21 protein-coding genes, 3 pseudogenes and 1 riboswitch are annotated in these 23,952 nt (G+C 72.5%); of the genes and pseudogenes, 12 read left to right on the top strand and 12 right to left on the bottom strand.

Annotated elements, in window-relative coordinates; translation table 11 throughout:
* A pseudogene (locus ACWDEN_RS01925) lies at nucleotides 1-100 on the top strand (IS481 family transposase); the annotation flags it as partial.
* Here ACWDEN_RS01925 and ACWDEN_RS01920 read toward each other — a convergent pair.
* The 5 genes from ACWDEN_RS01920 to ACWDEN_RS01900 all read right to left on the bottom strand — a co-directional run bounded on the left by ACWDEN_RS01920 (nucleotide 97) and on the right by ACWDEN_RS01900 (nucleotide 5,257).
* Nucleotides 97-447 (bottom strand): VOC family protein, encoded by a 351-nt coding sequence (locus tag ACWDEN_RS01920; protein WP_351621685.1) that lies wholly within the window; start codon nucleotides 445-447, stop codon nucleotides 97-99. The pseudogene ACWDEN_RS01925 and the gene ACWDEN_RS01920 sit on opposite strands and share 4 nt — an antisense overlap.
* Nucleotides 448-493: 46 nt before the next feature.
* Complete coding sequence (locus ACWDEN_RS01915; RefSeq protein ID WP_351621688.1) at nucleotides 494-2,932, bottom strand: right-handed parallel beta-helix repeat-containing protein; 2,439 nt, start codon at nucleotides 2,930-2,932, stop codon at nucleotides 494-496.
* Nucleotides 2,933-3,163: 231 nt separating this feature from the next.
* The gene (locus ACWDEN_RS01910; RefSeq protein ID WP_351621691.1) at nucleotides 3,164-3,769 is read right to left on the bottom strand and encodes an Rv1733c family protein; all 606 of its coding nucleotides are present in this window, start codon (nucleotides 3,767-3,769) and stop codon (nucleotides 3,164-3,166) included.
* Nucleotides 3,770-3,954: 185 nt separating this feature from the next.
* Nucleotides 3,955-4,776 carry an MOSC domain-containing protein gene (locus ACWDEN_RS01905; protein WP_450856692.1) on the bottom strand — a complete coding sequence of 274 codons (822 nt, stop codon included), beginning with the start codon at nucleotides 4,774-4,776 and terminating at the stop codon, nucleotides 3,955-3,957.
* Between the two features lie 43 nt (nucleotides 4,777-4,819).
* A complete protein-coding gene (locus ACWDEN_RS01900; protein ID WP_351621696.1) occupies nucleotides 4,820-5,257 on the bottom strand; it encodes a DUF6643 family protein in 438 nt (145 codons plus the stop codon).
* 293 nt (nucleotides 5,258-5,550) lie between these two features.
* Here ACWDEN_RS01900 and ACWDEN_RS01895 point away from each other — a divergent pair, with 293 nt between their 5' ends.
* Nucleotides 5,551-6,870, top strand: a complete 1,320-nt coding sequence (locus tag ACWDEN_RS01895; protein ID WP_351621721.1) for a TerD family protein — start codon at nucleotides 5,551-5,553, stop codon at nucleotides 6,868-6,870.
* A gap of 6 nt (nucleotides 6,871-6,876) precedes the next feature.
* Here ACWDEN_RS01895 and ACWDEN_RS01890 read toward each other — a convergent pair whose 3' ends face one another.
* Complete coding sequence (locus ACWDEN_RS01890; protein ID WP_450856690.1) at nucleotides 6,877-8,052, bottom strand: glycosyltransferase; 1,176 nt, start codon at nucleotides 8,050-8,052, stop codon at nucleotides 6,877-6,879.
* A gap of 57 nt (nucleotides 8,053-8,109) precedes the next feature.
* Between ACWDEN_RS01890 and ACWDEN_RS01885 the strand changes: the two genes are divergently transcribed.
* Both ACWDEN_RS01885 and ACWDEN_RS01880 read left to right on the top strand, forming a co-directional pair.
* Nucleotides 8,110-8,895, top strand: a complete 786-nt coding sequence (locus ACWDEN_RS01885; RefSeq protein ID WP_351621702.1) for a glutamate racemase — start codon at nucleotides 8,110-8,112, stop codon at nucleotides 8,893-8,895.
* Between the two features lie 106 nt (nucleotides 8,896-9,001).
* Complete coding sequence (locus tag ACWDEN_RS01880; protein WP_351621705.1) at nucleotides 9,002-9,529, top strand: hypothetical protein; 528 nt, start codon at nucleotides 9,002-9,004, stop codon at nucleotides 9,527-9,529.
* A gap of 39 nt (nucleotides 9,530-9,568) precedes the next feature.
* On the opposite strand, the gene ACWDEN_RS01875 is transcribed toward ACWDEN_RS01880, so the two are convergent.
* Nucleotides 9,569-10,534: an O-antigen ligase family protein gene (locus tag ACWDEN_RS01875; protein ID WP_450856687.1), complete on the bottom strand. Its 966-nt coding sequence runs from the start codon at nucleotides 10,532-10,534 to the stop codon at nucleotides 9,569-9,571.
* A gap of 412 nt (nucleotides 10,535-10,946) precedes the next feature.
* Here ACWDEN_RS01875 and lnt point away from each other — a divergent pair, with 412 nt between their 5' ends.
* From lnt to ACWDEN_RS01855, 4 genes are all read left to right on the top strand, one after another.
* Nucleotides 10,947-12,557 carry an apolipoprotein N-acyltransferase gene (lnt, locus tag ACWDEN_RS01870; protein WP_450856685.1) on the top strand — a complete coding sequence of 537 codons (1,611 nt, stop codon included), beginning with the start codon at nucleotides 10,947-10,949 and terminating at the stop codon, nucleotides 12,555-12,557.
* 89 nt (nucleotides 12,558-12,646) lie between these two features.
* Nucleotides 12,647-13,126: an NUDIX hydrolase gene (locus ACWDEN_RS01865; RefSeq protein WP_351621713.1), complete on the top strand. Its 480-nt coding sequence runs from the start codon at nucleotides 12,647-12,649 to the stop codon at nucleotides 13,124-13,126.
* 54 nt (nucleotides 13,127-13,180) lie between these two features.
* Nucleotides 13,181-13,996, top strand: coding sequence for a 3-hydroxybutyrate dehydrogenase (locus ACWDEN_RS01860; RefSeq protein ID WP_450856683.1), 816 nt, complete (start codon nucleotides 13,181-13,183; stop codon nucleotides 13,994-13,996).
* A gap of 76 nt (nucleotides 13,997-14,072) precedes the next feature.
* Nucleotides 14,073-15,992: a helix-turn-helix domain-containing protein gene (locus ACWDEN_RS01855; RefSeq protein ID WP_450856681.1), complete on the top strand. Its 1,920-nt coding sequence runs from the start codon at nucleotides 14,073-14,075 to the stop codon at nucleotides 15,990-15,992.
* Between the two features lie 191 nt (nucleotides 15,993-16,183).
* Here ACWDEN_RS01855 and ACWDEN_RS01850 read toward each other — a convergent pair whose 3' ends face one another.
* On the bottom strand, nucleotides 16,184-17,563 hold the full coding sequence (locus ACWDEN_RS01850) for an MFS transporter (RefSeq protein ID WP_450856679.1): 1,380 nt from the start codon (nucleotides 17,561-17,563) through the stop codon (nucleotides 16,184-16,186).
* A 173-nt stretch (nucleotides 17,564-17,736) separates the two neighbouring features.
* On the opposite strand from ACWDEN_RS01850, the pseudogene ACWDEN_RS01845 reads away from it, so the two are divergent.
* Nucleotides 17,737-18,009 (top strand): annotated as a pseudogene (locus ACWDEN_RS01845) (GTP-binding protein); the annotation flags it as partial.
* Between the two features lie 55 nt (nucleotides 18,010-18,064).
* Here ACWDEN_RS01845 and ACWDEN_RS01840 read toward each other — a convergent pair.
* Nucleotides 18,065-18,283, bottom strand: a pseudogene (locus ACWDEN_RS01840) (GNAT family N-acetyltransferase); the annotation flags it as partial.
* 147 nt (nucleotides 18,284-18,430) lie between these two features.
* Complete coding sequence (locus ACWDEN_RS01835; RefSeq protein ID WP_351606942.1) at nucleotides 18,431-19,540, bottom strand: Nickel transporter NicT; 1,110 nt, start codon at nucleotides 19,538-19,540, stop codon at nucleotides 18,431-18,433.
* A 27-nt stretch (nucleotides 19,541-19,567) separates the two neighbouring features.
* A riboswitch (cobalamin riboswitch) is annotated at nucleotides 19,568-19,788 on the bottom strand.
* Between the two features lie 49 nt (nucleotides 19,789-19,837).
* Between ACWDEN_RS01835 and ACWDEN_RS01830 the strand changes: the two genes are divergently transcribed.
* A complete protein-coding gene (locus tag ACWDEN_RS01830; protein WP_351606940.1) occupies nucleotides 19,838-20,197 on the top strand; it encodes a metalloregulator ArsR/SmtB family transcription factor in 360 nt (119 codons plus the stop codon).
* 70 nt (nucleotides 20,198-20,267) lie between these two features.
* Here ACWDEN_RS01830 and ACWDEN_RS01825 read toward each other — a convergent pair whose 3' ends face one another.
* On the bottom strand, nucleotides 20,268-21,710 hold the full coding sequence (locus ACWDEN_RS01825; protein ID WP_450856676.1) for a PepSY-associated TM helix domain-containing protein: 1,443 nt from the start codon (nucleotides 21,708-21,710) through the stop codon (nucleotides 20,268-20,270).
* Between the two features lie 185 nt (nucleotides 21,711-21,895).
* Entirely contained in the window at nucleotides 21,896-22,105 is a 210-nt protein-coding gene (locus tag ACWDEN_RS01820; protein WP_351606935.1) for a hypothetical protein, read from the bottom strand.
* A gap of 329 nt (nucleotides 22,106-22,434) precedes the next feature.
* On the opposite strand from ACWDEN_RS01820, the gene ACWDEN_RS01815 reads away from it, so the two are divergent.
* Both ACWDEN_RS01815 and ACWDEN_RS01810 read left to right on the top strand, forming a co-directional pair.
* The gene (locus tag ACWDEN_RS01815) at nucleotides 22,435-23,034 is read left to right on the top strand and encodes a hypothetical protein (protein WP_450856674.1); all 600 of its coding nucleotides are present in this window, start codon (nucleotides 22,435-22,437) and stop codon (nucleotides 23,032-23,034) included.
* 39 nt (nucleotides 23,035-23,073) lie between these two features.
* A complete protein-coding gene (locus ACWDEN_RS01810) occupies nucleotides 23,074-23,814 on the top strand; it encodes a YcnI family copper-binding membrane protein (protein WP_351606930.1) in 741 nt (246 codons plus the stop codon).
* Nucleotides 23,815-23,952: the final 138 nt, after the last annotated feature.

The following is a 23,952-nucleotide window of genomic DNA, read 5'->3' as shown; positions in this document are numbered from 1 at the left end:
AGACTTCCTGCACACCTACAACCACCACCGCTGCCACACCGCACTCGGCGGCCAACCACCGATCAGCCGCGTCAACAACGCTTCAGGTCAATACAGCTAGACCGTGTGCTCGACGTACTCCAGCACGACTCCGCCCGGGTGCCGCACCGTCGCGTTACGGCCGGTGGGCACCTCGCGCGGCCCGTCGAGAACCTCCCCGCCGTGGGCCGCCACGAGCGCGTGCAGCCCGTCCAGGTCGTCCACGAGCACCGTGCTCTGCACCTCCCGGAACGGGGCGAGAGCCTGCTCGCTTCCCGCGACCAGCAGAAAGCCGCCGATGCTCGCGACCTCCACCGCGCCGTACGAGAACCGCGTACGGACGTCCTGGCCGGTCAGCTCGCGCAGAGCGGGCAGCGCTCTGTCCAGGTCGTCCACGTAGAGCCGGGCGAGCGTCGCCAGCGCCTTCATCCGCGTCCTCCAGAAGCTCGTGCGAAAGGCGGGGATGCCGGAGTGCTCAGGGCAGCTCCGGAAGGTCCTCCGCGTACAGCAGGGTCAGATCGTCCGTGCTGGGGTCCGCCAGCTGGGCGACGCGGCTCGCGTGCCGCTCCACCATCGCCTCGAAGGTCTGCCGGGCGGTGCGGCCGTTGCCGAACGCCGGGCCCTTCGGGATGGCCGTGAAGTACTTCAGCAGCGCCTCGGACGCACCCGGCGTCAGCCGGTACTCGTGCTCGTCGGCCTGCTGTTCCACGATCCGCAGCAGCTCCCCGGGGCCGTAGTCGCCGAAGGTGATGGTGCGCGAGAAGCGGGAGGCGACACCGGGGTTGACGGAGAGGAACCGCTCCATCTCCGCCGTGTAGCCGGCGACGATCACCACCACCGCGTCCCGGTGGTCCTCCATCAGCTTCACCAGCGTGTCGATGGCCTCCTTGCCGAAGTCACGCCCGGCGTCCTCCGGGGAGAGGGCATAGGCCTCGTCGATGAACAGCACACCGCCGCGCGCCTTCTGGAACGCCTCCTGGGTGCGGATCGCCGTGGAACCGATGTGCTCGCCGACCAGGTCCACCCGGGACACCTCCACCAGGTGCCCCTTCTCCAGCACACCGAGGGAGGCGAGGATCTCGCCGTAGAGCCGGGCGACCGTCGTCTTGCCGGTGCCGGGCGAGCCGGTGAAGACCAGATGCCGTTTGACCGAGGCCGCCTTCAGGCCCGCCTGCTGCCTGCGCCGGCCCACCTCGATCATGTCGGTCAGCGCCCGCACCTCGCGCTTGACGCTCTCCAGGCCCACCAGCGCGTCGAGTTCCCCGAGCACGTCCTTCGACGTCCGCACCGGCTTCTCGGGGTCGGCGGCGGCGATCAGCGGCTCCTGCTCCGTGCTGCGCTGCCCGGGGATCGAGCCGAGCAGCCCGGGGGAGTGCGACATCGTCTGCACGACGGTCTCGCGGACCGCGGGCCGCCGCATACCGCCGCTCTCGTCGCTGGTGCAGTCCTCCACGACCGGGCCCGTACCGGGCGCGGCGTCCGGGCCGGCGTCGGCGAACTCGTAACCGCCGCGCGCGCAGCGCTCCGTACGGCACTTGCGCAGCGTCGCGCGGCAGCCGTCGATCACATGGAAGCCGTACCCGGCGCTGCCGCTGACCCGGCAGTTCAGGAAGCTGCCGCGGCCGCCCGCGGAGACGTAGAAGCCCGCTTCGGCGGGGGAGTCGACCGTGCAGCGCTCGATGGTCGGGTCGGCGCCCTTGGTGACGATCACGCCGGTCTGGGTGCCGTCCAGGGCGCAGTTGTTCAGCGTGCCGCCGCTGCCGTGGTCGCGGAACCATGCTCCGGTCGCCGCCTCCCTGATCCGGCAGTCGTCGAGCTGCGCGGTCGCCCCGTCGCTCACCGACACGGCCGTGTTGCGCACCTGCGACAGATCGCTGTCCACGACATCCGCGCGTGAACCGCGGTCCAGCACGAACAGGGCGTCCGGTACGTCGTGCACCCGGCAGGAGTCCAGGACGGCCGTCGCGCCGTCACTGACCCACACCGCCGGATAGTCGCCGGTGCTGTCGAAGATCTCGCACTGGTGGGCGTCCACCCGGGTCCCCGGATCCCACACCGACAGGCCGTTGCGCCCGAACTGACGGACCGTCGTGCGGGTCAGCGTGAGCACCGAACGGGAGCGCAGGTCGACCGCGTTCTCCGGGATGTCGTGGATGCGGCAGTCGGCGAGCGTGAGCACCGCGTCCGTGTCCAGGGTGACGCCGTCGGCGGTGGTGCGGTGCACATCGCAGTCGGTCAGATGCGCGGTCGCCCGCTGGGTGACCTGCACACCGGAGCCGCGCACCTCGTAGATCTCACAACCCACCGCCTCCAGCGCGGAGTTCTCGCCCGTCACGGTCACCCCGGTGCCCGACGCGTGGTGCACACGGCAGCGCTCCAGGCGCGGATGCGCTCCGCCACGGACGGCCACGCCCGCCTGCCCGGCGGCGACGACCTCGCACTCCTCGAACACCCCGCTGCCGCCGTCGAGTACGGCGATGCCGATGCCGGCCGGGTTGTCGACGGTGCACCGGCGCACGGTCGGTCGGGCGCCGCCGCGCACCTCGATGCCCGCGGCGGACCGGGTCACGATCCGCACGTCCATCAGCTCGGGCGTGCCCTCCTCGACGAGCAGCGCGGGCGCCGCCGCGTCCTGGCCCTCCACGTGCAGGTCCTGCACCACGGCCGAGGCACGCACGGTGAGCGGCACACCGTCCACGGGGGCGATCCGCACCGAACCGGGGGAGCCTTCGGGGCCACGGAGCGTCACCGCCCGCTGGACCACGAGGTTTTCCCGGTAGGTGCCCGGGGCGATGGTGAGGACGTCGCCGTCGGCGGCGGCCTCCAGGGCGGCGGCGAGCGATGCGTACTCGCCTGTGCGGCGCCGCCACCGCGACGTACCGGTGTGCGTCACCTGGACCGTGCCCTGTGCCATGGCGTTGCTGTGCCCCCACCTCGTCGTACTGATGGCTCGCTCCCTCGGGGGACTTGCCGCCGGTGCCGGGACCGCGACCGCGCTCAGCCCTGGGGCTGGTGCGCGTTCGCGCTCCCGGAAACCTGCGCGTGTCCCTGCGGTTCGCTCACCCGCGGGTTGTCGCCGAAAGCACTTCGGCCGGTCCACCGTAGCGTGTGCGTGCACGGTGGGTTGACCAGAGCCGGAAGGCCGTCAGCAGCCGGTGCCCGCCTTGCCCCAGTCCGGGCCCGCCCGGTCCCAGGCCTGGTCCCAGCGTGCGTACCGGCTGCGGACCATGCGCCACACGGTCAACCGCCTGACGCCTTCGACCAGTCCCGTGGCCAGCAGGGCCGCGCCGATCCCGGCGAGCACCGCGTGTGTCGTGGCGGTGGCGGCGTCCAGCGGGCGGGTCGCTATTCGGCCGTGCGGGTCGGTCCAGAGTCCGAAGTGGTCGCCCGCGTGCGGGGACTTGAGGCGCGACAGGGCTCTGCCGTGCCGGAGGGTGCCGTCCGGCGCGGTCCAGTCCGCGAGGACACGGCTGCGGGACTCACGTACCGCCGTGGTGTCGGGGTCGGTCTCCAGCGGGACCTCGCCCAGGTCACGCACCACCGTGGCCGTGACGAGGTGGCGCGTGTGCCGCTGTTCGCGCACGGAGCGCTGCAGCGAGGCCTGGGCGGCGGCGCCGACCAGACAGCCGACCACGGGCGCCGACACGGCCATCAGCACCAGCGCCACGAGGGCCACCCACGCCTCGGCCAGGTCGGTCGCGCGGCGCAGCGGATTGTGCCGCCAGCGCCACAGGCCACTGATTGCCCCCACGTCCCCACCCCCTTTCGCTCCGTCATAACCCCCGGCGCGGGAGCGCATCCGCGGCCCGGAGCAAGAGAGAGCGACATCACGTCCACCGCGAACGGTCACGCACGCGGCTTCTCACGAATCACTCATGCCCTTCCAACGACCGGGACCCGTCCCTGGTTCCCCCGCCGCCGACCCGGAGTGGCGTGCTAGCCCAGCACCCGCACCGGGTCCCCGACCCTGATCGTGCCGGGCGAGAGGGGTACGAGGTTCTGGCCGAAGAGCAGCCTCGACCCGGCCTTGCGGTGCAGCGCCAGGGTGCGCAGGGGCTCCCGGCCGCGTACGGCGGTGTCCTGGTCGACGGTGGTCACGACGCAGCGTCCGCTCGCCTTCGCGACGCGGAAGACCACCTCGCCTATGGAGATGCGTGACCAGTGGTCCTCGGCCCAGGCCTCGGTGCCGGTGATGACGACGTTCGGCCGGAAGCGGTTCATCGGCAGCGGGCCCTCGGCGGCGTACGCGCCCTCGGCGATCAGGGAGTTCAGGGCGTCGAGGGAGGCCGTCGTGACGGCCAGCAAGGGGTAGCCGTCGGCGAAGCTCACCGTCTCGCCGGGCAGTGCGTACTCGGGATCGACGGGGCGGCGGGTGGCCGGATCGTCCATGTGGACCAGGCGGACGTCCGCCCCCAGATAGGCGCTGCACCAGGCGTGCGCGGCAGCGGCGGCCGGGACCGCCTCGACCTTCGTGCCGAAGACGATCACCGGCACGGTCCCGGCCGGCTCGGGCACGGACACCGTGATGGGCGCCTGGCCGGGCGCGGACAGGCGAACGCCGCCGGCCAGAGGCTCGGCGGCGGCCAGCGCGAGGCGCGGCTGTTCGCGCTGTGTGACGACCTTTCCCCCGTCGTCGATCAGCGTCCAGCGCCGGTCTCCGGCCAGGCCCCAGGGCTCCACCACAGCCTCCCGGGTTGCGTGACCCCGGAGTGCCTTGACCGGATGAACGTGGATCGACTGCAGTTCCGCGTTTCCCATGCCGCCATGGTGCCAGCAGGCACCGACAGTGACAGGTGGCCGGTCAGTAGCCGCGGTACTGCTGGTTGTTGTACGGGTCCTGGTAGGGAGCCGGCGCGGGCCGCGGCGCGGCGGGGCGCATGGCCTCGTAACCCGTGCCCATGCCCATCGGGCGCTGCTGCTGCGGAGCCTGCGGGCCGGGGTAACCCCGCGGGGCGGTGGCCTGCTGCGGGATGTACGCCGTGGGCGCCTGCTGCAGGGGCGCGGGCTGCGGCGTCTGCGGGTAGCCGTAGGCCGGAGCCTGCGGGGAGGGTGCCGCCGGGAGGGCGGGCAGAGCCGACGGCAGGGCGGGCAGGCTGCTGCCCGTGTCGTAGGCGGCGGGGACCCGGATCGGGGCGATCTGCGGGGTACCGCGCTCGGCGACGAGCGAGTCGTAGATCGGGGTGTCCGGGAAGGAGGCGGAGTAGTAGCCGCCACCATAAGTGGAGCGGGGGGAGGTCATGGCACATAAGTTAAGCCCACGATGTGCTCGTTGGGGAGACCGATAAGAGGGTTGTTTTCCGTGTCCGCAGTGACCCGGGATCCCCAATACGAGCGAATTCGGCAAAAAGGGACGTCGGTCCGCGTTCTCGTCGTGTAAAGGGCGAGTTCCTGCAGGGTTACCGGCGGTTGACCGGGGATCTTCCTGTGCCGGTCGTGGGCGTTCGCCGTACCGGCGCATAGGTTGTGCGGGTAGGGATGACCTGGATGACCGAGGGCGTACGGAAGCCGACACGGATGGGGGCGGGCATGTCCATGCTGAAAGGGGCGAACACGCCGGTGCCGACCACGGCGCTGACCGTGGAACTGGGCTGGCGCTCGGGACCCGGCGTGCCCGACGCGGACGCCTCCGCGTTGCTGCTCGCCACCGGGAAGGTCCGCTCCGACGACGACTTCGTCTTCTACAACCAGCCCGCCCATCCCTCCGGCGCTGTGCGCCACGAGGGCAAGACGACGGCCGGCGCGGGCGTCACCGACACCCTGTCCGTCGACCTCGCGCGCGTGGAGGGCGCGATCGAGCGGATCGTCCTCGCCGCCTCCGCCGACGGCGGGACCTTCGGACAGGTCCCCGGCCTCTACATCGAGGTGACCGACGCCGTGAGCGGCCAGGCGGTCGCCCGGTTCGACAGCCCCGGCGCGACCGTGGAGACGGCCTTCGTGCTCGGTGAGTTCTACCGCCGTCAGGGCGGCTGGAAGTTCCGCGCCGTGGGCCAGGGCTACAGCAGCGGACTCGAGGGCCTGGCAACGGACTTCGGCATCACCGTGGACGAGCCCCGGCATGGCGCGCGGCCCGCCGCACCGCGCCCGGCGACACCGCCCCCTGCCCCCGCACCGCGCCCGGTGACACCGCCCCCGCCTCCCGCACCGGCCCCCGCACCGCCGCCCCCGGCGATGCCGCCGACGACGATGCCGTCCGCGCCCGCGACCCCACCGGCACCTCAGCCGGTCCGCCTGTCCAAGGTCACCCTCACCAAGGCCGCGCCCTCCGTCTCACTCGCCAAGCAGGGCGGTACCTCCGGTGCCATGCGGGTGAACCTGAACTGGCAGATGCGGAGTCAACTTTCGGGCTGGGGCAGCCGGTGGGGAGGCGGACGAGGGGAGCTCGACCTCGACCTGTGCGCCCTGTACGAGCTGGCCGACGGCCGCAAAGGGGTCGTACAGGCCCTCGGCAACGCCTTCGGTTCGCTCAACCGCCCGCCGTACATCCACCTCGACGGCGACGACCGCACCGGGGCCGTGGCGAGCGGCGAGAACCTCACCATCAACCTCGACCACAGGCAGGACTTCCGGCGCATCCTCGTCTTCGTCACCATCTACGAAGGCGCCAGCTCCTTCGCCGACCTGCACGCCACCGTCACCCTCCAGCCGCAGCACGGCGCCCCGATCGACTTCTCGCTCGACGAGTGCACCGTCCCCTCCACGGTGTGCGCGCTCGCCCTGATCACCAACACCGGCGGCGATCTCCTGGTACAGCGCGAGGCGCGGTATCTGGTGCCGGAGCGCGGAGTGAGCCCGCAGCGGACGATAGACCGCGCCTACGGATGGGGCATGAACTGGACGCCGGGCCGCAAGTGACCGGGCTCAGCCCTCGTCGGGCACGGCATCGGGACGCGCGTACGTGCGGCCCTTCCAGGCGGCCCCCCGCCCCCGGTAGTGCTGCACGGCCGAGTCGACCGTCATCAGCAGATACAGCGACGCCGTGAACGGCAGCAGCGCAGCGAGCCACAGCGGCTGGCGGTAGTAGCGCAGCATCGGCACGTACGTCCCTGCCATCACCGCCCACGCCACCCCACCGACGACCGCCGTCGCCGTACCGCCGCCCGCCGCTGAGGCGACCACCGCGGCGGGCGGCACCAGGTATACCAGCGCCAGGCCCGCGACCGTACCGAGGAGCAGCAGCGGGTTGTGCCGCAACTGGGCGTAGGCGCTGCGCGAGACCATCCGCCACAGGTCGTGCAGCCGCGGATACGGCCGCACGCTGTCCACCCGGTCGGCCAGCCCCAGCCAGACGTGCCCGCCGGCGCCCTTCACCGCGCGCGCGAGCGCCACGTCGTCGATGACGGCGTGCCGGATGGCGTCCGGGATGCGCGCTCTCTCCGCCATGTCCGCACGCAGCAGGACACAACCGCCCGCCGCCGCGGCCGTACGCGAACCCCTCCGGCCGATCCACCGGAAGGGGTACAGCTGCGCGAAGAAGTAGACGAACGCCGGGACCACCAGCCGCTCCCACGCGCTCTCCACCCGCAGCCGCGCCATCTGCGACACGACGTCGAAGCCCCCGGCACGGGCCGCCGACACCAGCGTGCGCAGGCTGTCCGGCGCGTGCGCGATGTCCGCGTCCGTCAGCAGCAGAAACTCGGGGTCACGCGCGCGTGCCAGGCCGATGCCGTGCCGCACCGCCCACAGCTTGCCCGTCCAGCCCGCCGGCGGCTCACCCGGCGAGCCCACGGTCAGCGGCAGCCCGCCGTGCCGCCGGGACAGCTCACGGGCCAGGTCCCCGGTGCCGTCGGTGCTCCCGTCGTCCACGAGGAAGACCTCGGCCCGCCCCGGATAGTCCTGCGCCAGCAGCGACGGCAGGCTCGACGGCAGCACCGCGGCCTCGTCACGGGCCGGTACGACCACACAGACCGGCGGCCATGCGTCCGGTTCCCGGCGCGGCGGCAGCCGGACGTCCGTGCGCCAGAAGAAGCCCTGGCAGAGCAGCAGCCAGCACCAGGCGGCCAGCGACGCGACGGTGATCCACAGCAGGGCGCTCACGCCCGCAGTCTGCCCCACCGGAGGGGGCCGCAAGGCCCCATCGTCTATCGTGGCCGGGTGAAGATCGCGCTCATGGACTCCGGAATCGGCCTGCTCCCAGCCGCCGCCGCGGTACGGCGGCTGCGGCCCGACGCGGATCTCGTGCTCTCCTGGGACCCGGACGGGATGCCCTGGGGGCCGCGCACCCCGGAGGACATCACCCAGCGGGCCCTGGCCGTGTGCGAGGCCGCGGCCGCCCACGGGCCCGATGTCCTGATCGTCGCCTGCAACACCGCGTCCGTGCACTCCCTGCCGGTACTGCGGGGCCGCTTCGAACCGGATCTGCCGATCATCGGTACCGTCCCGGCGATCAAGCCGGCCGCGGCGGGCGGCGGGCATGTCGCGATCTGGGCGACCCCGGCCACCACCGGGAGTGCCTACCAGCGGAATCTGATCGAGCGGTTCGCCGCCGGTGTGGCCGTCACCGAGGTGGCCTGCCCGGGACTCGCGGACGCGGTGCACCACGCGGACGAGAGCGCGATCGACGCCGCGATCGCCTCGGCCGCCGCCCGCACCCCCGAGGACGTGACCACCGTCGTCCTGGGCTGCACCAACTACGAACTGGTCGGCGAGCGCATCCGGGCAGCCGTCCAGCGGCCCGGCCGTCCGCCGCTCGCGCTGCACGGCTCCGCCGGGGCCGTGGCCGCGCAGGCCCTGCGCCGGATCGGCGCGGAGCCGGCCCCCGCCGCCGTCGCCGACACCACCCTCACGGTGCTCCTCAGCGGCCGCGAGGCCACGCTCCCCGAGACGGCACTGTCGTACGAGGAAGGCCGTTTCCTGCAGGCGGTCGCCCCCGTCCGCTGACCGGCCGGGCGGCGATGACCCCGCGCCGGCCGGCCGTGGTCCACCCGGGGCAGTCACTGTCTGCCACGCCCTACCCGCGCAGCGAAACCTGAGTAATCTCATAACCATGACGGACGCCCGCCATGCCGACGACGGCCCGAATCCCGAGGTGTGGACCGGGCGTGCCACGAACCGGGTCCAGTGGCTGCTGGCGCTGGTGGGCGCGGCCTGCATGGCGCTGGGTATCGAGCTGGCCGTGGACTCGGCATGGACCTCCGGCGTCGCCCCCCTGGTGATGTCCGTCGTGGGCTGCATCGCCGCGGGTCTGCTGGTCCTCTTCGGCACGCTCGCCTTCGTGCACGTCGACCTCAGACTCGACAAGGAGTGCGTCGAGGTGCGCTGCGGCCACATGGGGCTGCCGCGCCGGCGCATCCCGCTCTCCCATGTGGCCGGCGCCGACTTCACCGCCCTCGTCACACCCCGGCACTGGGGCGGCTGGGGCTACCGGTGGCGCCCCGAGAAGGGCACCGCTGTGGTCGTACGCCGTGGCGAGGGCATCGTGCTGCGCCTGTGGGACGGTCACACCTTCACGATCACCGTGGACAACGCCGAGTCGGCGGTACGGGTCATCAGGGACCGGCTGCGGACCCGCTGAGGCCGCCCGCCGCGTAGCGGCACGGGGAAACGACACCGCTCAGGGCCGGGGCTCCGCTCCGTCGCGCGCCCATGGACGCGCCGTCGCCCATCCCGCCAGCAGCCCGGCACCCACGGTCACCGTGGTGAAGCTGAGCGCGTCGCTCACCGAGGCGAACACGGCCAGTGCCGTCAGGGCCGCGCCGGCGGTCAGGGCGATCGGGGTGGAGCGAGGAGAGCGCCACAGGGCGTGCAGCACCCACCAGAACGCGGCGACGCACAGGAGCACCCCGACCATGCCCTGCTCCGCCGCCAGCTGGAGCAGGGCCGAGTGCGGCCTGCCGTCGGCGGACAGCGGCTGAGCACCTCCCAGCTCGCCGAACCGTCCCGGGCCGACGCCGAGCCCCCGGTTCCGGCCCGCCAGCCGCAGGGCGTCCTGCCACAGCGCGACCCGGTAGGCGCCGAGCCGGCCCTCGAGCACCCGGGCGAGGCCGCCCGGCACCACATCGGCGGCGAGCGCCCAGGCCGCGCCGGCCGCCGGCGCCGCGGTCAGCGCCAGGCCCAGCAGACCCACGGCCCGGCGGGACACCGAGCCCGCGGCGAGCGAAAACAGCAGAACGGCCGCACTCGCCACGCACCCGGCCACCGACCCCAGCACCGCCCCGGCCGGCACGATTCCGACGGCCGGCAGCCAGAGCACCAGCCTCAGCTCCGGTACGGGTGTCGCCCAAGCGGCGCAGCACGCGGCACCCGTGGCCAGAGTCAGCAGGGCGGCCGTGCCACCGGCGTGGCCGAGCGGACCGGCGTCCCGGGGACCGGCGGAGAGGCCGGGCAGGGCCAAGGCCAGCGCGAGTCCGGCCGCCGCTCCGACGGATGGCGCGGCCACCGGCAGCAGTGCCCCGGACACCCGGCCGACGGCATGACCGGCGGCCACGGCGAGCACCGCGAGCAGCACACCCTCGGGCCGTCCGTCATGTGCCGCCGCGGTGATGAGCGACCAGCCGGCGCAGGCGCCCAGCAGGATCATGCCCGCCCCGTCAGAAACGTTTCGTCTGACGTCCGCCGCGCCCGCATCCACACCGGCCGCGGATCTCGTCGTCCCCGTCGCCCCCACGGCTGCCCCTTGTCCCCGGTCCCCAACCCCTGCCTCGGGCCACGGCCGGGCATGGCCCGGGATCCGGCCGCACTGCCGAGGCTGGGCTCACCGTAGCGGCTGATGGCCGGATTGGGCACGAGATGCGACGGAAAGTGGCGGTGGGGCAGCGGAAACGGCATGTGCCCGGGGCCGGTGTCGGGGTGGGTGCTCGTCGTGGGGGAGCGGGTCCGTGCGGCGGCGCCCCGCGGAGGGCGGCGACCAGCGACGACCACGGTCCGCCGAGCCGTTCCGGCCCTCGAACCGTGCTGTCGGCGGCCCAGGCAGCCGCCGTACACTCACCCGGGTGACCGTCACCGCAACTTCTGTGGACCAGCCGGATCAGCTCCAGCCGTCCCCCGCGCCCAGCGCGTTCCGCGGCCGCCTGCTCCGCCTGGTCCCGGCCCTCGCCTCCGCGCTCTGCGGAGTGCTGCTCTACGTCAGCTTCCCGCCGCGCCCCCTGTGGTGGCTGGCGCTGCCCGCCTTCGCAGGCTTCGGCTGGTTGCTGCGCGGGCGTGGCTGGAAGGCGGCCCTCGGCCTCGGCTACCTCTTCGGGCTCGGCTTCCTGCTGCCCTTGCTGGTGTGGACCGGCGTGGAGGTGGGTCCCGGACCGTGGCTGGCCCTCGTCGCCATCGAGGCGGTCTTCGTCGCCCTGGTCGGCGTCGGTGTCGCCGCCGTCTCCAGGCTGCCGGCCTGGCCGGTGTGGGCGGCCGCCGTCTGGATCACGGGCGAGGCGGTACGCGCGCGTGTCCCCTTCCGTGGCTTCCCCTGGGGCAAGATCGCGTTCGGTCAGGCGGACGGAGTCTTCCTGCCGCTGGCCGCGGTGGGCGGCACACCCGTGCTCGGCTTCGCGGTCGTCCTGTGCGGATTCGGCCTGTACGAGGCCGGCCGGCTGATCGCCGAGCGGCGCCGGACCCGGGTCGTCCGGCGAGCCGCGGCGGCCGCCGCACTGCTGAGCGTGGCCGTCCCGGTGGCGGGCGCGGTCGCCGCCCGGCCGCTGGTGAGCGACAGGGCCGAGAACGGCACCCGGACCGTCGCGGTCATCCAGGGCAACGTGCCGCGTTCCGGGCTGGAGTTCAGCGCCCAGCGGCGGGCGGTGCTCGACCACCACGTGCGCGAGACGCTCAGGCTCGCCGCCGACATCAAGGCGGGCAGGGCCCCGAAGCCCGACTACGTGCTGTGGCCGGAGAACTCCTCCGACATCGACCCCTTCACCAATCCCGACGCGGCCGCCGTCATCGAGGGCGCCGCCAGGGCCGTCGGCGTGCCCGTCTCGGTCGGCGGGGTCGTCGAGAAGGACGGCAAACTGCTCAACGAGCAGATCCTGTGGGACCCGGCCAAGGGACCGACGCAGACCTACGACAAGCGGCAGATCCAGCCGTTCGGCGAGTACCTCCCGCTGCGCGGGCTCGTCGGCGCGGTCAACAAGAACTGGACCGGCATGGTCCGCCAGGACTTCAGCCGCGGCGGCACCCCGGGCGTGTTCGACATCGACGGCGCCAAGGTGGGCCTGGCCACCTGCTACGAGGCGGCCTTCGACTGGGACGTGCGGGACACCGTGACCCATGGCGCGGAGATGATCTCCGTGCCGAGCAACAACGCGACCTTCGACCGCAGCGAGATGACCTACCAGCAACTCGCCATGTCCCGGATCCGCGCCGTCGAGCACAGCCGCACCGTCACCGTGCCGGTGACCAGCGGTGTCAGCGCGATCATCATGCCGGACGGGAAGATCACCCAGAAGACCGGCATGTTCGTGCCCGCCTACCTCGTCCAGAAGGTGCCGCTGCGCACGTCCAAGACCCCCGCGACCGAGCTGGGCATCCTCCCGGAGCTCGCTCTGGTGCTGGTCGCCGCGGGCGGCGTCGGCTGGGCGACCGGGTCCGGGCTGCGCCGTCGGCGCGCCGGTGACGCGTGACCGTACGACCGGCGCACGACTCCTCAACCGGCCCGTACGCTCCCTGAACCGCCAGGAGAGTACGGGCCGGGCCGGTTAGGGTCGGGCCCATGGCTACTCCTGACTTCATCCGCACCCTCCGGGCCTCCGCGGGCCGGCAACTGCTCTGGCTCCCCGGGGTCACCGCGATCGTCTTCGACGACGAGGGCAGAGTGCTCCTCGGCCGGCGGGCCGACACCGGCAAGTGGTCGGTGATCGGGGGGATCCCGGAGCCCGGCGAGCAGCCCGCGGCCTGTGCCGTGCGGGAGGTCTTCGAGGAGACGGCGGTGCACTGCGAGGCCGAGCGGGTCGTCCTCGTCCAGGCCCTGGAGCCGTTCACCTACCCCAACGGGGACGAGTGCCAGTACATGGACATCACCATCCGCTGCCGGGCCGTGGGCGGGGAGGCCCGGGTCAACGACGACGAGTCCCTGGAAGTGGGCTGGTTCACGGTGGACGCGCTGCCGGAGCTCCACGAGTTCGGCCGCTTCCGGATCAAGCAGGCCATGTCCGAGGCACCCACATGGTTTGACCCTACGACTGTGGGCTGAAGTATGGGCGATCACCACATGTGGTGACGGGTGGGGCCCGCTTAGGGTCGGCACATGACCTCGTCCAGCCCCCCGCCCGGTCTTCGCCCCCAGCCCCTCGCCCTCGACCTCGGCGGCCGCACCGCCCTCGTCACCGGTGCCGCAAGCGGCATCGGCCGCGCCTGTGCGCTGCGGCTGGCGGCCGCCGGTGCGCGCGTGCGGGCCGTCGACCGGGACGCGGCCGGCCTGGCCGAGCTGGCCCAGCAGGCGGAACGCGCCGGTGACCTGCCGGGGACCGTCGAACCGCACGTCGTGGACCTGACCGACCTCGACGCCGCCGAACGCACCGCCGCCGGCGCCGATGTGCTGGTCAACAACGCGGGCCTGCAACTCGTGCGCCCCATCGAGGAGTTCCCTCCCGAGGTCTTCCACACCGTGCTGACCGTGATGCTGGAGGCGCCGTTCCGCCTCATCCGCGGCGCCCTTCCGCACATGTACGCGCAGGGCTGGGGCCGGATCGTCAATGTGTCCTCCGTCCATGGTCTGCGCGCCTCCGCCTACAAGTCCGCGTATGTGGCCGCCAAACACGGTATGGAGGGTCTGTCGAAGACGGCCGCTCTGGAAGGCGCCCCCCATGGGGTGACCTCGAACTGTGTGAACCCGGCCTATGTGCGCACACCTCTGGTGGAGAAACAGATCGCCGACCAGGCGCAGGCGCACGGCATCCCCGAGGAACGCGTGCTGTCCGAGGTCCTGCTCAAGGACAGCGCGGTCCAGCGGCTCATCGAACCGGAGGAGGTCGCCGAGGCGGTGGCCTACCTGTGCAGCCCGCAGGCGTCCTTCGTCACCGGCACCTCGCTGGTGCTCGACGGCGGGTGGACGGCCCACTGAAGCGTCCGGCGGCGCCCGGCCCGGGAGTTTTCCACAGGCCTGACGGGCCGGGCCGGCGATGCGGAATCCTGTGACCATGTCTCGCGATCACGTTCAGTCGGCACCCAGCGGCAGCACCGAGGCCGCCTACCTCGAGCTGCTCGCCCGCGACGCCTCCGCGGAGGCCTACGAGCAGCCGGTGCTGCTCGCCCGCGCCGAGGGCGGACCGGCCGACCGGATCGCCGCGCTGGAGAGGGCCAAGCTGCTCGCCCTGCGGGTCCGGTCCGAGCTGGAGGGGCGCCGGCGCCGCGAGGCGGAGCTGTCCGCGCTGTTCGAGACCGCCCACGACCTGGCCGGCCTGCGCGATCTGGACGCCGTCCTCCAGGCCATCGTGCAGCGCGCCCGCTCCCTGCTCGGCACGGACGTCGCCTACCTCACCCTGAACGACCCGGCACGCGGCGACACCTACATGCGGGTCACCGAGGGCTCCGTCTCCGCCCGCTTCCAGCAGCTGCGCCTCGGCATGGGCGAGGGGCTCGGCGGACTGGTCGCCCAGACGACCCGGCCGTACGTCACGGACGACTACTTCAAGGACGCCCGCTTCCAGCACACCCACACCATCGACGCCGGCGTCCGCGACGAGGGCCTGGTCGCCATCCTCGGTGTCCCGCTCATGCTCGGCCCGCACGTCATCGGCGTGCTCTTCGCCGCCGACCGCAGGGCACGCGTCTTCGAGCGCGAGCAGATCGCCCTGCTCGGCTCCTTCGCCGCGCTCGCCGCGGCCGCGATCGACACCGCCAACCTGCTCACCGAGACCCGCGCCGCCCTGGCCGGGCTGGAGCGCGCCAACGAGATCATCCGGGACCGCAGCGCGGTCATCGAGCGCGCCTCCGACGTCCACGACCGGCTCGCCGAACTCGTCCTGCGTGGCGGCGGGGTGCACGACGTCGCCGCCGCCGTCTCCGAAGTCCTCGACGGCACCGTCGAGTTCAGCGAGGCCGACACGGCACCGGCCGAGGCCCTGGAGGCGTCCCGCGCCGAGGGCCACGCCGTACCGCACGGCAACGACTGGATCGCCGCGGTCGCCGCCGGCGGCGAACTCCTCGGCGCGCTGGTCCTGCGTGGGCATCCCGGCCTCGACCCCGTGGACCAGCGCACCCTGGAGCGCGCGGCGATGGTCACCTCGCTCCTGCTGCTCGCCCGCCGCTCGGCGGCCGAGGCCGAACAGCGGGTGCGGGGCGAGCTGCTGGACGACCTGCTGGACGCGCGTGACCGCGATCCGCGCCTGCTGCGCGAACGCGCCGCCCGGTTGCACGCCGACCTCGACGCCACCCATGTCGTCCTCGCCGCGCGCCTCGACGGCCCGGCCGCCGACGCCGACGAGGAGGCCGCGGCCCGCCGCCGCCTGGGGTCGGCCGCCTCCCACCTGGCCGCGACCCGGCACGGGCTGGCCGCGGCACGCGACGGCGGCACCGTCCTGCTGCTGCCGCTCGCGCCCGGCGACACCGCGACGGCCCTGGCGCGGCGCGCCGCCCGACAGCTGGGTACGGCCGTGCACCAACCCGTCACGGTCGGCGCCTCCGCCCCGGTCACCGACCTCGCCACCTGTCCCGAGACCGTCGCCACCGCCTATGCGGAGGGCCGCCGCTGTCTGGAGGCGCTGCAGGTGCTGGGCCGGGCCGGGGACGGCGCGGCGGCCGAGGACTTCGGCTTCCTCGGCCTGCTTCTCGCGGGCGAACGGGACGTCTCCGGCTTCGTCGACCGCACCATCGGCCCGGTCGTGTCCTACGACGAGCGACGCGGTACGGAACTGCTGCGCACCCTCGACGCGTACTTCGCCTGCGGGATGAGCCCGGCCCGCACCAAGGACGCGCTGCACGTCCACGTGAACACGGTCGCGCAACGGCTGGAGCGGGTGGGCCGACTGCTGGGCGAGGACTGGCAGACCCCGGCCCGCGCCCTGGAGATCCAACTGGCCCTGCGTCTGCACCGGTTGGCAGCCCCGGACAGACGCTGACCCCCGTACGGGCGCACCGTACGGGGGTTTGGGCAGCGGATGTGTGCGCCGAGCGCGACGGCGGCCGGGCGGAGCCGCGCCGGCCAGGTGGAGCGCGACGGCGGTCGGGCCAGCCGCGCCGGCCGGTGCGAGGACGCGCCGGTCAGACCGCCCGCGCCCCCGCGCCCCCCGCGCCTCCGCGGCCGCGCCGGTCAGACCGTCCTCGCCTCCGCGGCCGTGCCGGCAGCGGAGGACTCGCCGCCCTCGGCCTCGACGTGGGCGAGATCCCGGTGCCGCGTCTCCCGGGCCACGCCCACGGCGACCAGGGTCAGCACCGCGGCGGCGATCACATACAGGGCGATCGGGGTGGAGCTGCCGTAGTCGTCGAGCAGTGCGGTGGCGATGAGCGGGGCCGGCGCGCCGGCCGCCACGGAGGCGAACTGGGCGCCGATGGACGCGCCCGAGTACCGCATCCTCGTGGCGAACATCTCGGCGAAGAAGGCGGCCTGGGGCGCGTACATCGCGCCGTGCAGCACGAGCCCGACGGTCACGGCGAGGACCAGGTAGCCGAACGACCCGGTGTCCACCAGGGAGAAGAACGGGAACATCCACAGGCCGACACCGGCCGCGCCCAGCAGGTACACGGGCCGCCGCCCGACCCGGTCGGACAGCGCGCCCCAGGCCGGGATGACGGCGAAGTGCACGGCGGAGCCGATGAGTACGGCGTTGAGCGCGGTCTGCTTGGAGACGCCGGCCGAGGTGGTGGCGTAGACGAGGATGAAGGCGGTGATGACGTAGTAGCTGATGTTCTCCGCCATGCGGGCGCCCATCGCCACCAGCACGTCCCGCCAGTGGTGCCGCAGCACGGAGACGAGCGGCAGCTTCTCGGCCTCCTGCGTCCGCCGGGACTCGGCCCGCGCCAACGCCTCCTTGAACACGGGCGATTCGTCGACGGACAGCCGAATCCACAGACCGATCAGCACCAGCACCCCGGAGAGCAGGAAGGGCACCCGCCAGCCCCAGGCCCCGAAGGCGTGGTCGGAGAGTACGGAGGTCAGCAGCGAGAGCACACCGGTGGCGAGCAACTGCCCCGCCGGCGCGCCGGTCTGCGGCCACGAGGCCCAGAAACCGCGCCGCCGCGGATCCCCGTGCTCCGACACCAGCAGCACGGCACCGCCCCACTCGCCACCGAGCGCGAATCCCTGGACGAGCCGCAGTGTGGTCAGCAGCACGGGCGCGGCGGCCCCGACCGTGGCGTGCGTGGGCAACAGCCCGATGGCGAAGGTCGCCCCGCCCATCATCACCAGGCTGAGCACCAGCAGCTTCTTCCGCCCCAGCCGGTCACCGTAGTGCCCGAACACGAGCGCCCCCAGCGGGCGGGCCGCGAACCCGACCGCATACGTCAGGAAGGACAGGAGCGTTCCGACGAGCGGATCGGAATCCGGGAAGAACAGCTTGTTGAACACCAACGCGGCGGCGGAGCCGTAGAGGAAGAAGTCGTACCACTCGATCGTGGTGCCGATGAGGCTGGCGGCGACGATACGGGGGAGGCTGGCGGTGGTTGGGGGAGCGGATGCTGCTTCGGATGCCATGTGCGCCACTTCCTCGTGTGCGGTGGGGACGGGTATGTGTCGGCACACCGTAGGAAGATGCAGGTCAGGGGCACATGTGGTGGGGCACCATAGTTCGGGGGTTGGCTATGCGTGCGGCCACCATGCCGGCTCATGGAAGGGCGGTTCAGGGGCTCGAAGGTGGTGCGTGGCCGGAGTCATCGCACGCGCTGCTCGCCCAGCTCACACCAGGCGCACGAAGCGTACGGGTGGAGAGCGACGGTGCCCTGGGGGCAGCGCTGTTGGCGGGCTTCGACGTGGCAGCGGCCGCCGCCCGTGCGCATCCTGCGTGCGCGCTGCTGCCGCAGTCGTGCGACGAGCACGGCGTGAGCACCTTCGTCTGGCGGCGCGAACGGCCCTTCCATCCGCAGCGCCTGTACGCGGCGCTTGAGGACCTGACCTGCGCCGCCGCGCGCAGCCGGGGGCGGTGTAGGAAGCGGTCGCTCGGTGCGATGCGTCGGAGCGTCAGCGGCGGACGAGCTCCCGGACGGCGATCAACCCGATCCGAGGCTGCCGGGTCAGCGGTCCCACCCGGACCAGTCCCACGTACTCGTCCACGTGCCTTGCCACCGCGTACTTCGACGGGTCGAGCACGGTGGTCCCCGCCGGGCGGGGCAGCACCTCGGCCGGCATCGTCGGCCATCCGACGGCGGCCTCGACCTCGTCGCGGATGAGGATGAGGCGGTCCAGGGCGCGCAGCGGCGGTCCCGGGCCACCGTCACCTGTTCATGCTCACTGCTCTCATCGCCGCAGCGGTTCGGTCGTCCGTGTGCGCTACCCGCTGGACGAGTGGATTCCCTTCCTCGACCTTGTCCAGGCAGAGCCCGCCCGCTTTCCACTGTGGTGTCGTCAGCCGGCGTCGGCGGTGTGGGTGCCCCAGCGTTCCTCGACCTTGGCCAGGCGCCAGTAGCCGATGGCCACGGCCCAGACGACCACGAACAGGCCGACGATGACGTAGCCGACGTTGTCGAGGTTCAGTCCCGCGATCCAGCCGCTGACGCCATCGCTCAGCCTGAGCTTGTCGTGCAGGACGCCGACCAGTTCGATGGTGCCGACGAAGAAGGCGACGGCGATGGAGAGGCCGGTGATGGTGAGGTTGTAGAACACTTTGCGGACGGGGTTGGAGAACGCCCACTGGTAGGCGAAGTTCATGAAGGTGCCGTCGAGGGTGTCGAACAGGCTCATGCCGGCGGCGAAGAGGAGGGGCAGGCACAGGACCGCGTACCAGGGGAGGCCGGCGGCGGCGCCGTTACCGGCCAGGGCCAGGAGCAACACCTCGGTCGAGGTGTCGAAACCGATGCCGAAGACGAAGCCGAGGGGGAACATCTGGCCGGGGCGGCGGACGGACCTGGTGAGCCGGCCCAGGATGCGGTTCATGAAGCCGCGTGAGTCGAGGTGGGCTTCCAACTCGGCCTCGTCGTACTGCCCGTTCCGCATGGCCCTGAAGACACGGGCGATGCCGACCAGCGCGACGAGGTTGAGGGCGGCGATCAGGTACAGGAAGCCGCCGGAGACGGTGGTGCCCAGGGTGCCGAGGACCTGGTGGGTGCGGGAGTTGTCGTTCATCAGGGTGCCGGCGAGTTTGGCGCCGCCGGCGACCAGCGCCGCCATGACGACGACCACGCTGGAGTGGCCGAGCGCGAACCAGAAGCCCACCGAGAGCGGTCGCTTGCCGTCGGCCATCAGCTTGCGGGTGGTGTTGTCGATCGCGGCGATGTGGTCGGCGTCGAACGCGTGCCGCATGCCGAGGGTGTAGGCCGTGATGCCGAGGCCCACCCCGAACGCCTTGCTTCCGACCTCGTAGTGGCGCGGGACCACGAGCAGGAAGAGGATCCCGAAGGCGACCACGTGCAGGGCGACGATCACGGCCAGGAGGCCGGCGGTTCGGACGGTGTCCTCGCGCCGCCAGCGGAAGGAAGGGGAGACGGCGGTTTCGGGCACGCCTTCGGGCATGGTCATACGGTCACGCTCCAGCACCTCGTGGATCAGCTTCGTGCTGCCGTGGCCGGTCTCCTGGCTGACGGGTCATCGCGCCCGCCCCTGCCTTCCCGGCCGCGAGGCCAGTGGCAATGCATGGGGCGGGAACTCCCCGATCACAGTGGCGAGGGCCGCTCCGGACTGAGCCCCTGAGGGGCTGTCACCGGTCTTCCCGAACACCACGGCCCGCTCACCCTAGAAGGCCGGAGGCCGAGGCTGCAAGGCTGCATAATTGTGCAGGTATTGAAGCGGGATTTCACGGACTGCGATGATGGGTCCATGCATCTCGTCCCCGCGGAACGCGCCGGGCAGCGGATCATCGACGGCCATCGGGTCTGCGATGCCATCGCGGCCGTCGGTGAGCCCGAGCGTGTACGCGTCTGGGCCGACCGCTTTTCTCTGCTGTCGGATCCCGGGCGCCTGGCCCTGCTGCTCGCCCTTCACGAGGCCGGTCCGATCGCCGTCTCCGACCTCGCCGTCGCCACCGGCATGAGGGACACCGCCGTGTCCCAGGCTCTGCGCCTGCTGCGAACCGCGGGCATCGTCGACGGCGAGAAGGACGGCCGAATCGTGCGCTACCGGCTCGTCGAGGGCCCGACGGCCGCGCTGCTCGAACACTGCGTGTCCCGAGAAGCATGACGAGATCAGCGGCCGCACGCGATCGCGGCAAGTGTCGCGCGACGCTCCCGCGCAGATGCGGCCGCTCGGTTCAGGCGTGCGCGTGCCCGGTACGACGGCGTGTGACCCAGCCGAGGATGATGTCCACCGCGAGGAAGCCGGCGAGCGGGATCCCGAGCAGCGGGACGTAGTAGCCGACGACGGCGACCACCGCGACGCAGGGCACCAGCACGTACACCGGCACCTGCCGCCAGGCACCGCGGGGAATCGGGCGGCCGAAGGCGGAGCCGCGGCCGCGCTGCCACCACATGCGGTAGCCCCAGAGGATGAGGAGGACCAGGGCCAGGGCGAGGCCGGCCAGCGCGATCTGGTTCACGAGGCCGAACAGGGTGCCGGTGTGGGCGTCGATGCCCCACCGGGTCAGTTTGGCCAGCACCGGGTAGTCGGAGAAGCGCAGCACGTCGGTGACCTTGCCGGTGGCCGGGTCGACGGCGATCGAGTCCTGCTTCTCCGGCCAGCTGCGCTGGATCTGCCGTACGACATAGGCGGAGGAAGAGTCCGCGGGCGGCACGATCTCGACCGGGTCGGACAGACCCTCGGTGCGGGCCGTCTTCAGGACGGCGTCGAGACCCACGTCGGACCGTGCGCCGGAGTGCGAGCCCATGTCGATGCCGTTCATGTCCATGCCCGCCATGGAGTCGTGTCCCTCGTGCCCTCTGCTCACCGTCGCGGTGACGGACGGCGTGGACTGGCCGAGGGCTTCGCGGAGGTCGCCGATGTTCGCTCCGGCGTAGGCGGACCAGGTCAGGCCGGTCGCCGACAGGAAGAACAGGCCGCCGACCGCCCACACACCCACCGTGCTGTGCAGGGTCAGGGAGCGCCGCCGCCCTGCGGTGCCGCGCACCTTGCGGCGGGCGCGGCGCCGGCCGAACCACAGCACCAGGCCGCCACCCGTGATCACCCACAGCCAGCTGGCGGCGAACTCGCTGTACAGGCGGCCGGTTTCGCCGAGATGCAGGTCGCGGTGGAGCTCGTCGATCCAGGTGCGCAGCGGCAGGGCGCCGGTGGAGCCGTACTGCTTCAGCGCGCCGCGCACCTTGCCGGTGTACGGGTCCACGAACACGGCGAGGGTGTGGTCGGCGGCTGTGCCCTTCACTCCGGACAGCAGTACGCGAGTGGTCGCATCAGGCTGCGGTGACGGCCGCACGGCGGAGATGGTGCCCTCGGGGTGGGCCTTGCGGGCGGCGGCCACCTGCCGGGAGATCGGCAGCTTGTGGTCGCCGACCGGGACGGTCAGTTCGTGGGCGTACACGATCTTCTCGGCCTGGAACGAGCCCGCGTACAGCAGTCCGGTGACCGCCGCGACGAGCAGGAACGGCGCGACGAACACGCCCGCGTAGAAGTGCAGGCGCAGCACCAGCGTGCGCAGCGTGCGCAGGGCCGAGGGAGCCGCCCCGGAAGAAGGGTCCAGGGCCGGCTCACCGGCATCGCCGGCCGAGCGGGGTGGGGCGGTGGTGGGCGGTTCGACGGACATGGGGGCTGCTCCTGCGGCGTACGGGTGTCACGTCAGCTGTCGGCCGAGTGGAACGGTGAGTTCCGTGCCGTTGGTGTGATGTGGAACACCCGGTCGGTCGCGAGGGTCGGGCGGCCCGGCGTCTCAGCGACTGGAGCAGGGAGTCGCCGATGCGGGCCGCCTTCGCGTTGCCCTGCGGCGGTCGGTCAGGCGATGCCGTCCAGCTTGCCTGCCTTGGCGTCCGCGACGATCGATGAGAACTGGTCGGCGCTCATCTGGACGTGCTGGCCGAAGTCGTCGGTCAGGACGATGCGGCGGTCGGTGGGGGCGGCCGGGTCGACGAACAGCTGGGGACAGCCGCAGTCGCAGTTGCCGCAGAACGTGGCGACGGGCTCCAGCCCGCTGGTGTCGGTCATGCTGATCCGCCTCCGTGGCATGGGGTTTGCGGCACTCCGGTGTCCGGACGGACCGGTGGCCGCGGGGGACTGTCCCGGGGATACCCGGCGTGGACGAGGCGGACGCGCGACCCCGTGGTGTGCAGGGGGCGCGGAGGCGGTGGGTGTGCACCCGTGCTCCTTGGAGTGCTACCGGTGCTTCGATTTCGCAGAGGTGGCTGGGAACTGAACGGCACTCGCGTCCGACTTGTAAGGAGGAGGCAGGTCGACCAGGTATGAGTCCGTGGGCGGTGATGCGTGTGCCTGGGCCGGGGGAGAGATCCTTTGGGTGCGTGGCAGCATCAGGTGCTGTGAGTGTGTCCCTGGCGGTGCGGAGCGTGCGCGCGGCGGTGTTCGCCGTGCTGTGCGTGCTGCTCGCTGCCGTAGGGCATGTCATGGCCACGGGCATGGCGCCGCCGGTGTGGATACAGGTCGCCTCGTTCGTGCCCGTCTTCGCGGTCGGCTGTCTGCTGGGTGGCCGTGAGCGGTCGCTGGCCGCCATTGGCATGGGGACTCTGGCCGGACAGGGCGGGTTGCACCTTGTCTTCCACGCCGCCGAGCCCCATCACGCGGCAATGGTCATGCACGGCATGCGGATGGTCCAGGCGCCCCATGCACTGACACCGCACGCCACCGCCGCGCATGCCGGGGCGGCCCTGCTGCTGACCTGGTGGCTGCGGCGCGGTGAGGTGGCACTGTGGTCGCTGCTGCGGTGGGCGGTCGCGTTCGTGCCGGGGCTTGCCGCCTGGTGGCAGGTGGCCGGCGGGGCGTGGCGTGCGCCGGCCGGACCAGGGCTGGTGCGTCGGGCTGTCGGTGAGCCGTGGGGGTTGCGGCAGGTACGGCTGAGGTACGCCGTTCACCGGCGGGGGCCGCCGATGGGGATGTCGTACGCGCTGTCGTACGCGATCTGAATCCGACATCCCTTCTTCCGTACGGAGATCCCTCACCTCATGTCCAGGACCCGCACCACCCTGCGCCGCGCCGGCGCCGTCACGGCCCTGACCGCCGCCGGACTTCTCGCTGCCGCGGGCGTCGCCTCCGCGCACGTCACCGTCCACCCCGACAGCTACGCCAAGGGCGCCACCGACGGCGTGCTGACCTTCCGTGTCCCGAACGAGGAGGACAACGCCTCCACCACCAAGGTCCAGGTCTTCCTGCCCACCGACCACCCGGTCCTCGGCGTGCTGGTCCACCCGCAGGACGGCTGGACCGCCCAGGTCACCAACACCAAGCTCAAGACGCCCGTCAAGACCGACGACGGCACCATCACCGACGCCGCTTCCGAGATCACCTTCACCGGAGGCAAGATCGCGCCGGGCCAGTACGAGGACTTCAACGTCGCCTTCGGTCAGCTGCCCGACGACACCGACCAGCTGTCCTTCAAGACGCTGCAGACGTACTCCGACGGCAAGATCGTCCGCTGGATCGAGGAGGCCCAGGGCGGCCAGGAGCCGGAGAACCCGGCACCCGTGCTCAAGCTCACCGCCAAGGGCGCGGAGGACGGCGGTGTCGCTTCGACCGCCTCGCCGGCCGGTGCGAAGGGCTCCGACAGCGCCAAGCCGACCACCTCGGCCGGCGACTCGACCGCCCGCGGTCTCGGCATCGCCGGGCTGGTCGTCGGCGTGCTGGGCCTCGCGGCGGCGGGCTTCGCCGTCGTGCGCGGCCGTTCCGCCGGGCCCCGGGCGGAGTAGCGCACCTGCCCTGCCGACGGTAGCCGCCGGCAGGGCCTCGTTCCGTCGCCGCGGCCTCTGGGCACAGTTGTCCCTCACGTGACGCGGACCACAACGTTGCTCCGGAACTCGATGCCCGGAGGCCCCGACTCCTGATGC

It is taken from the genome of Streptomyces sp. NPDC001153 (assembly GCF_053598315.1).
This window is presented reverse-complemented; position numbering and strand designations above follow the sequence as displayed.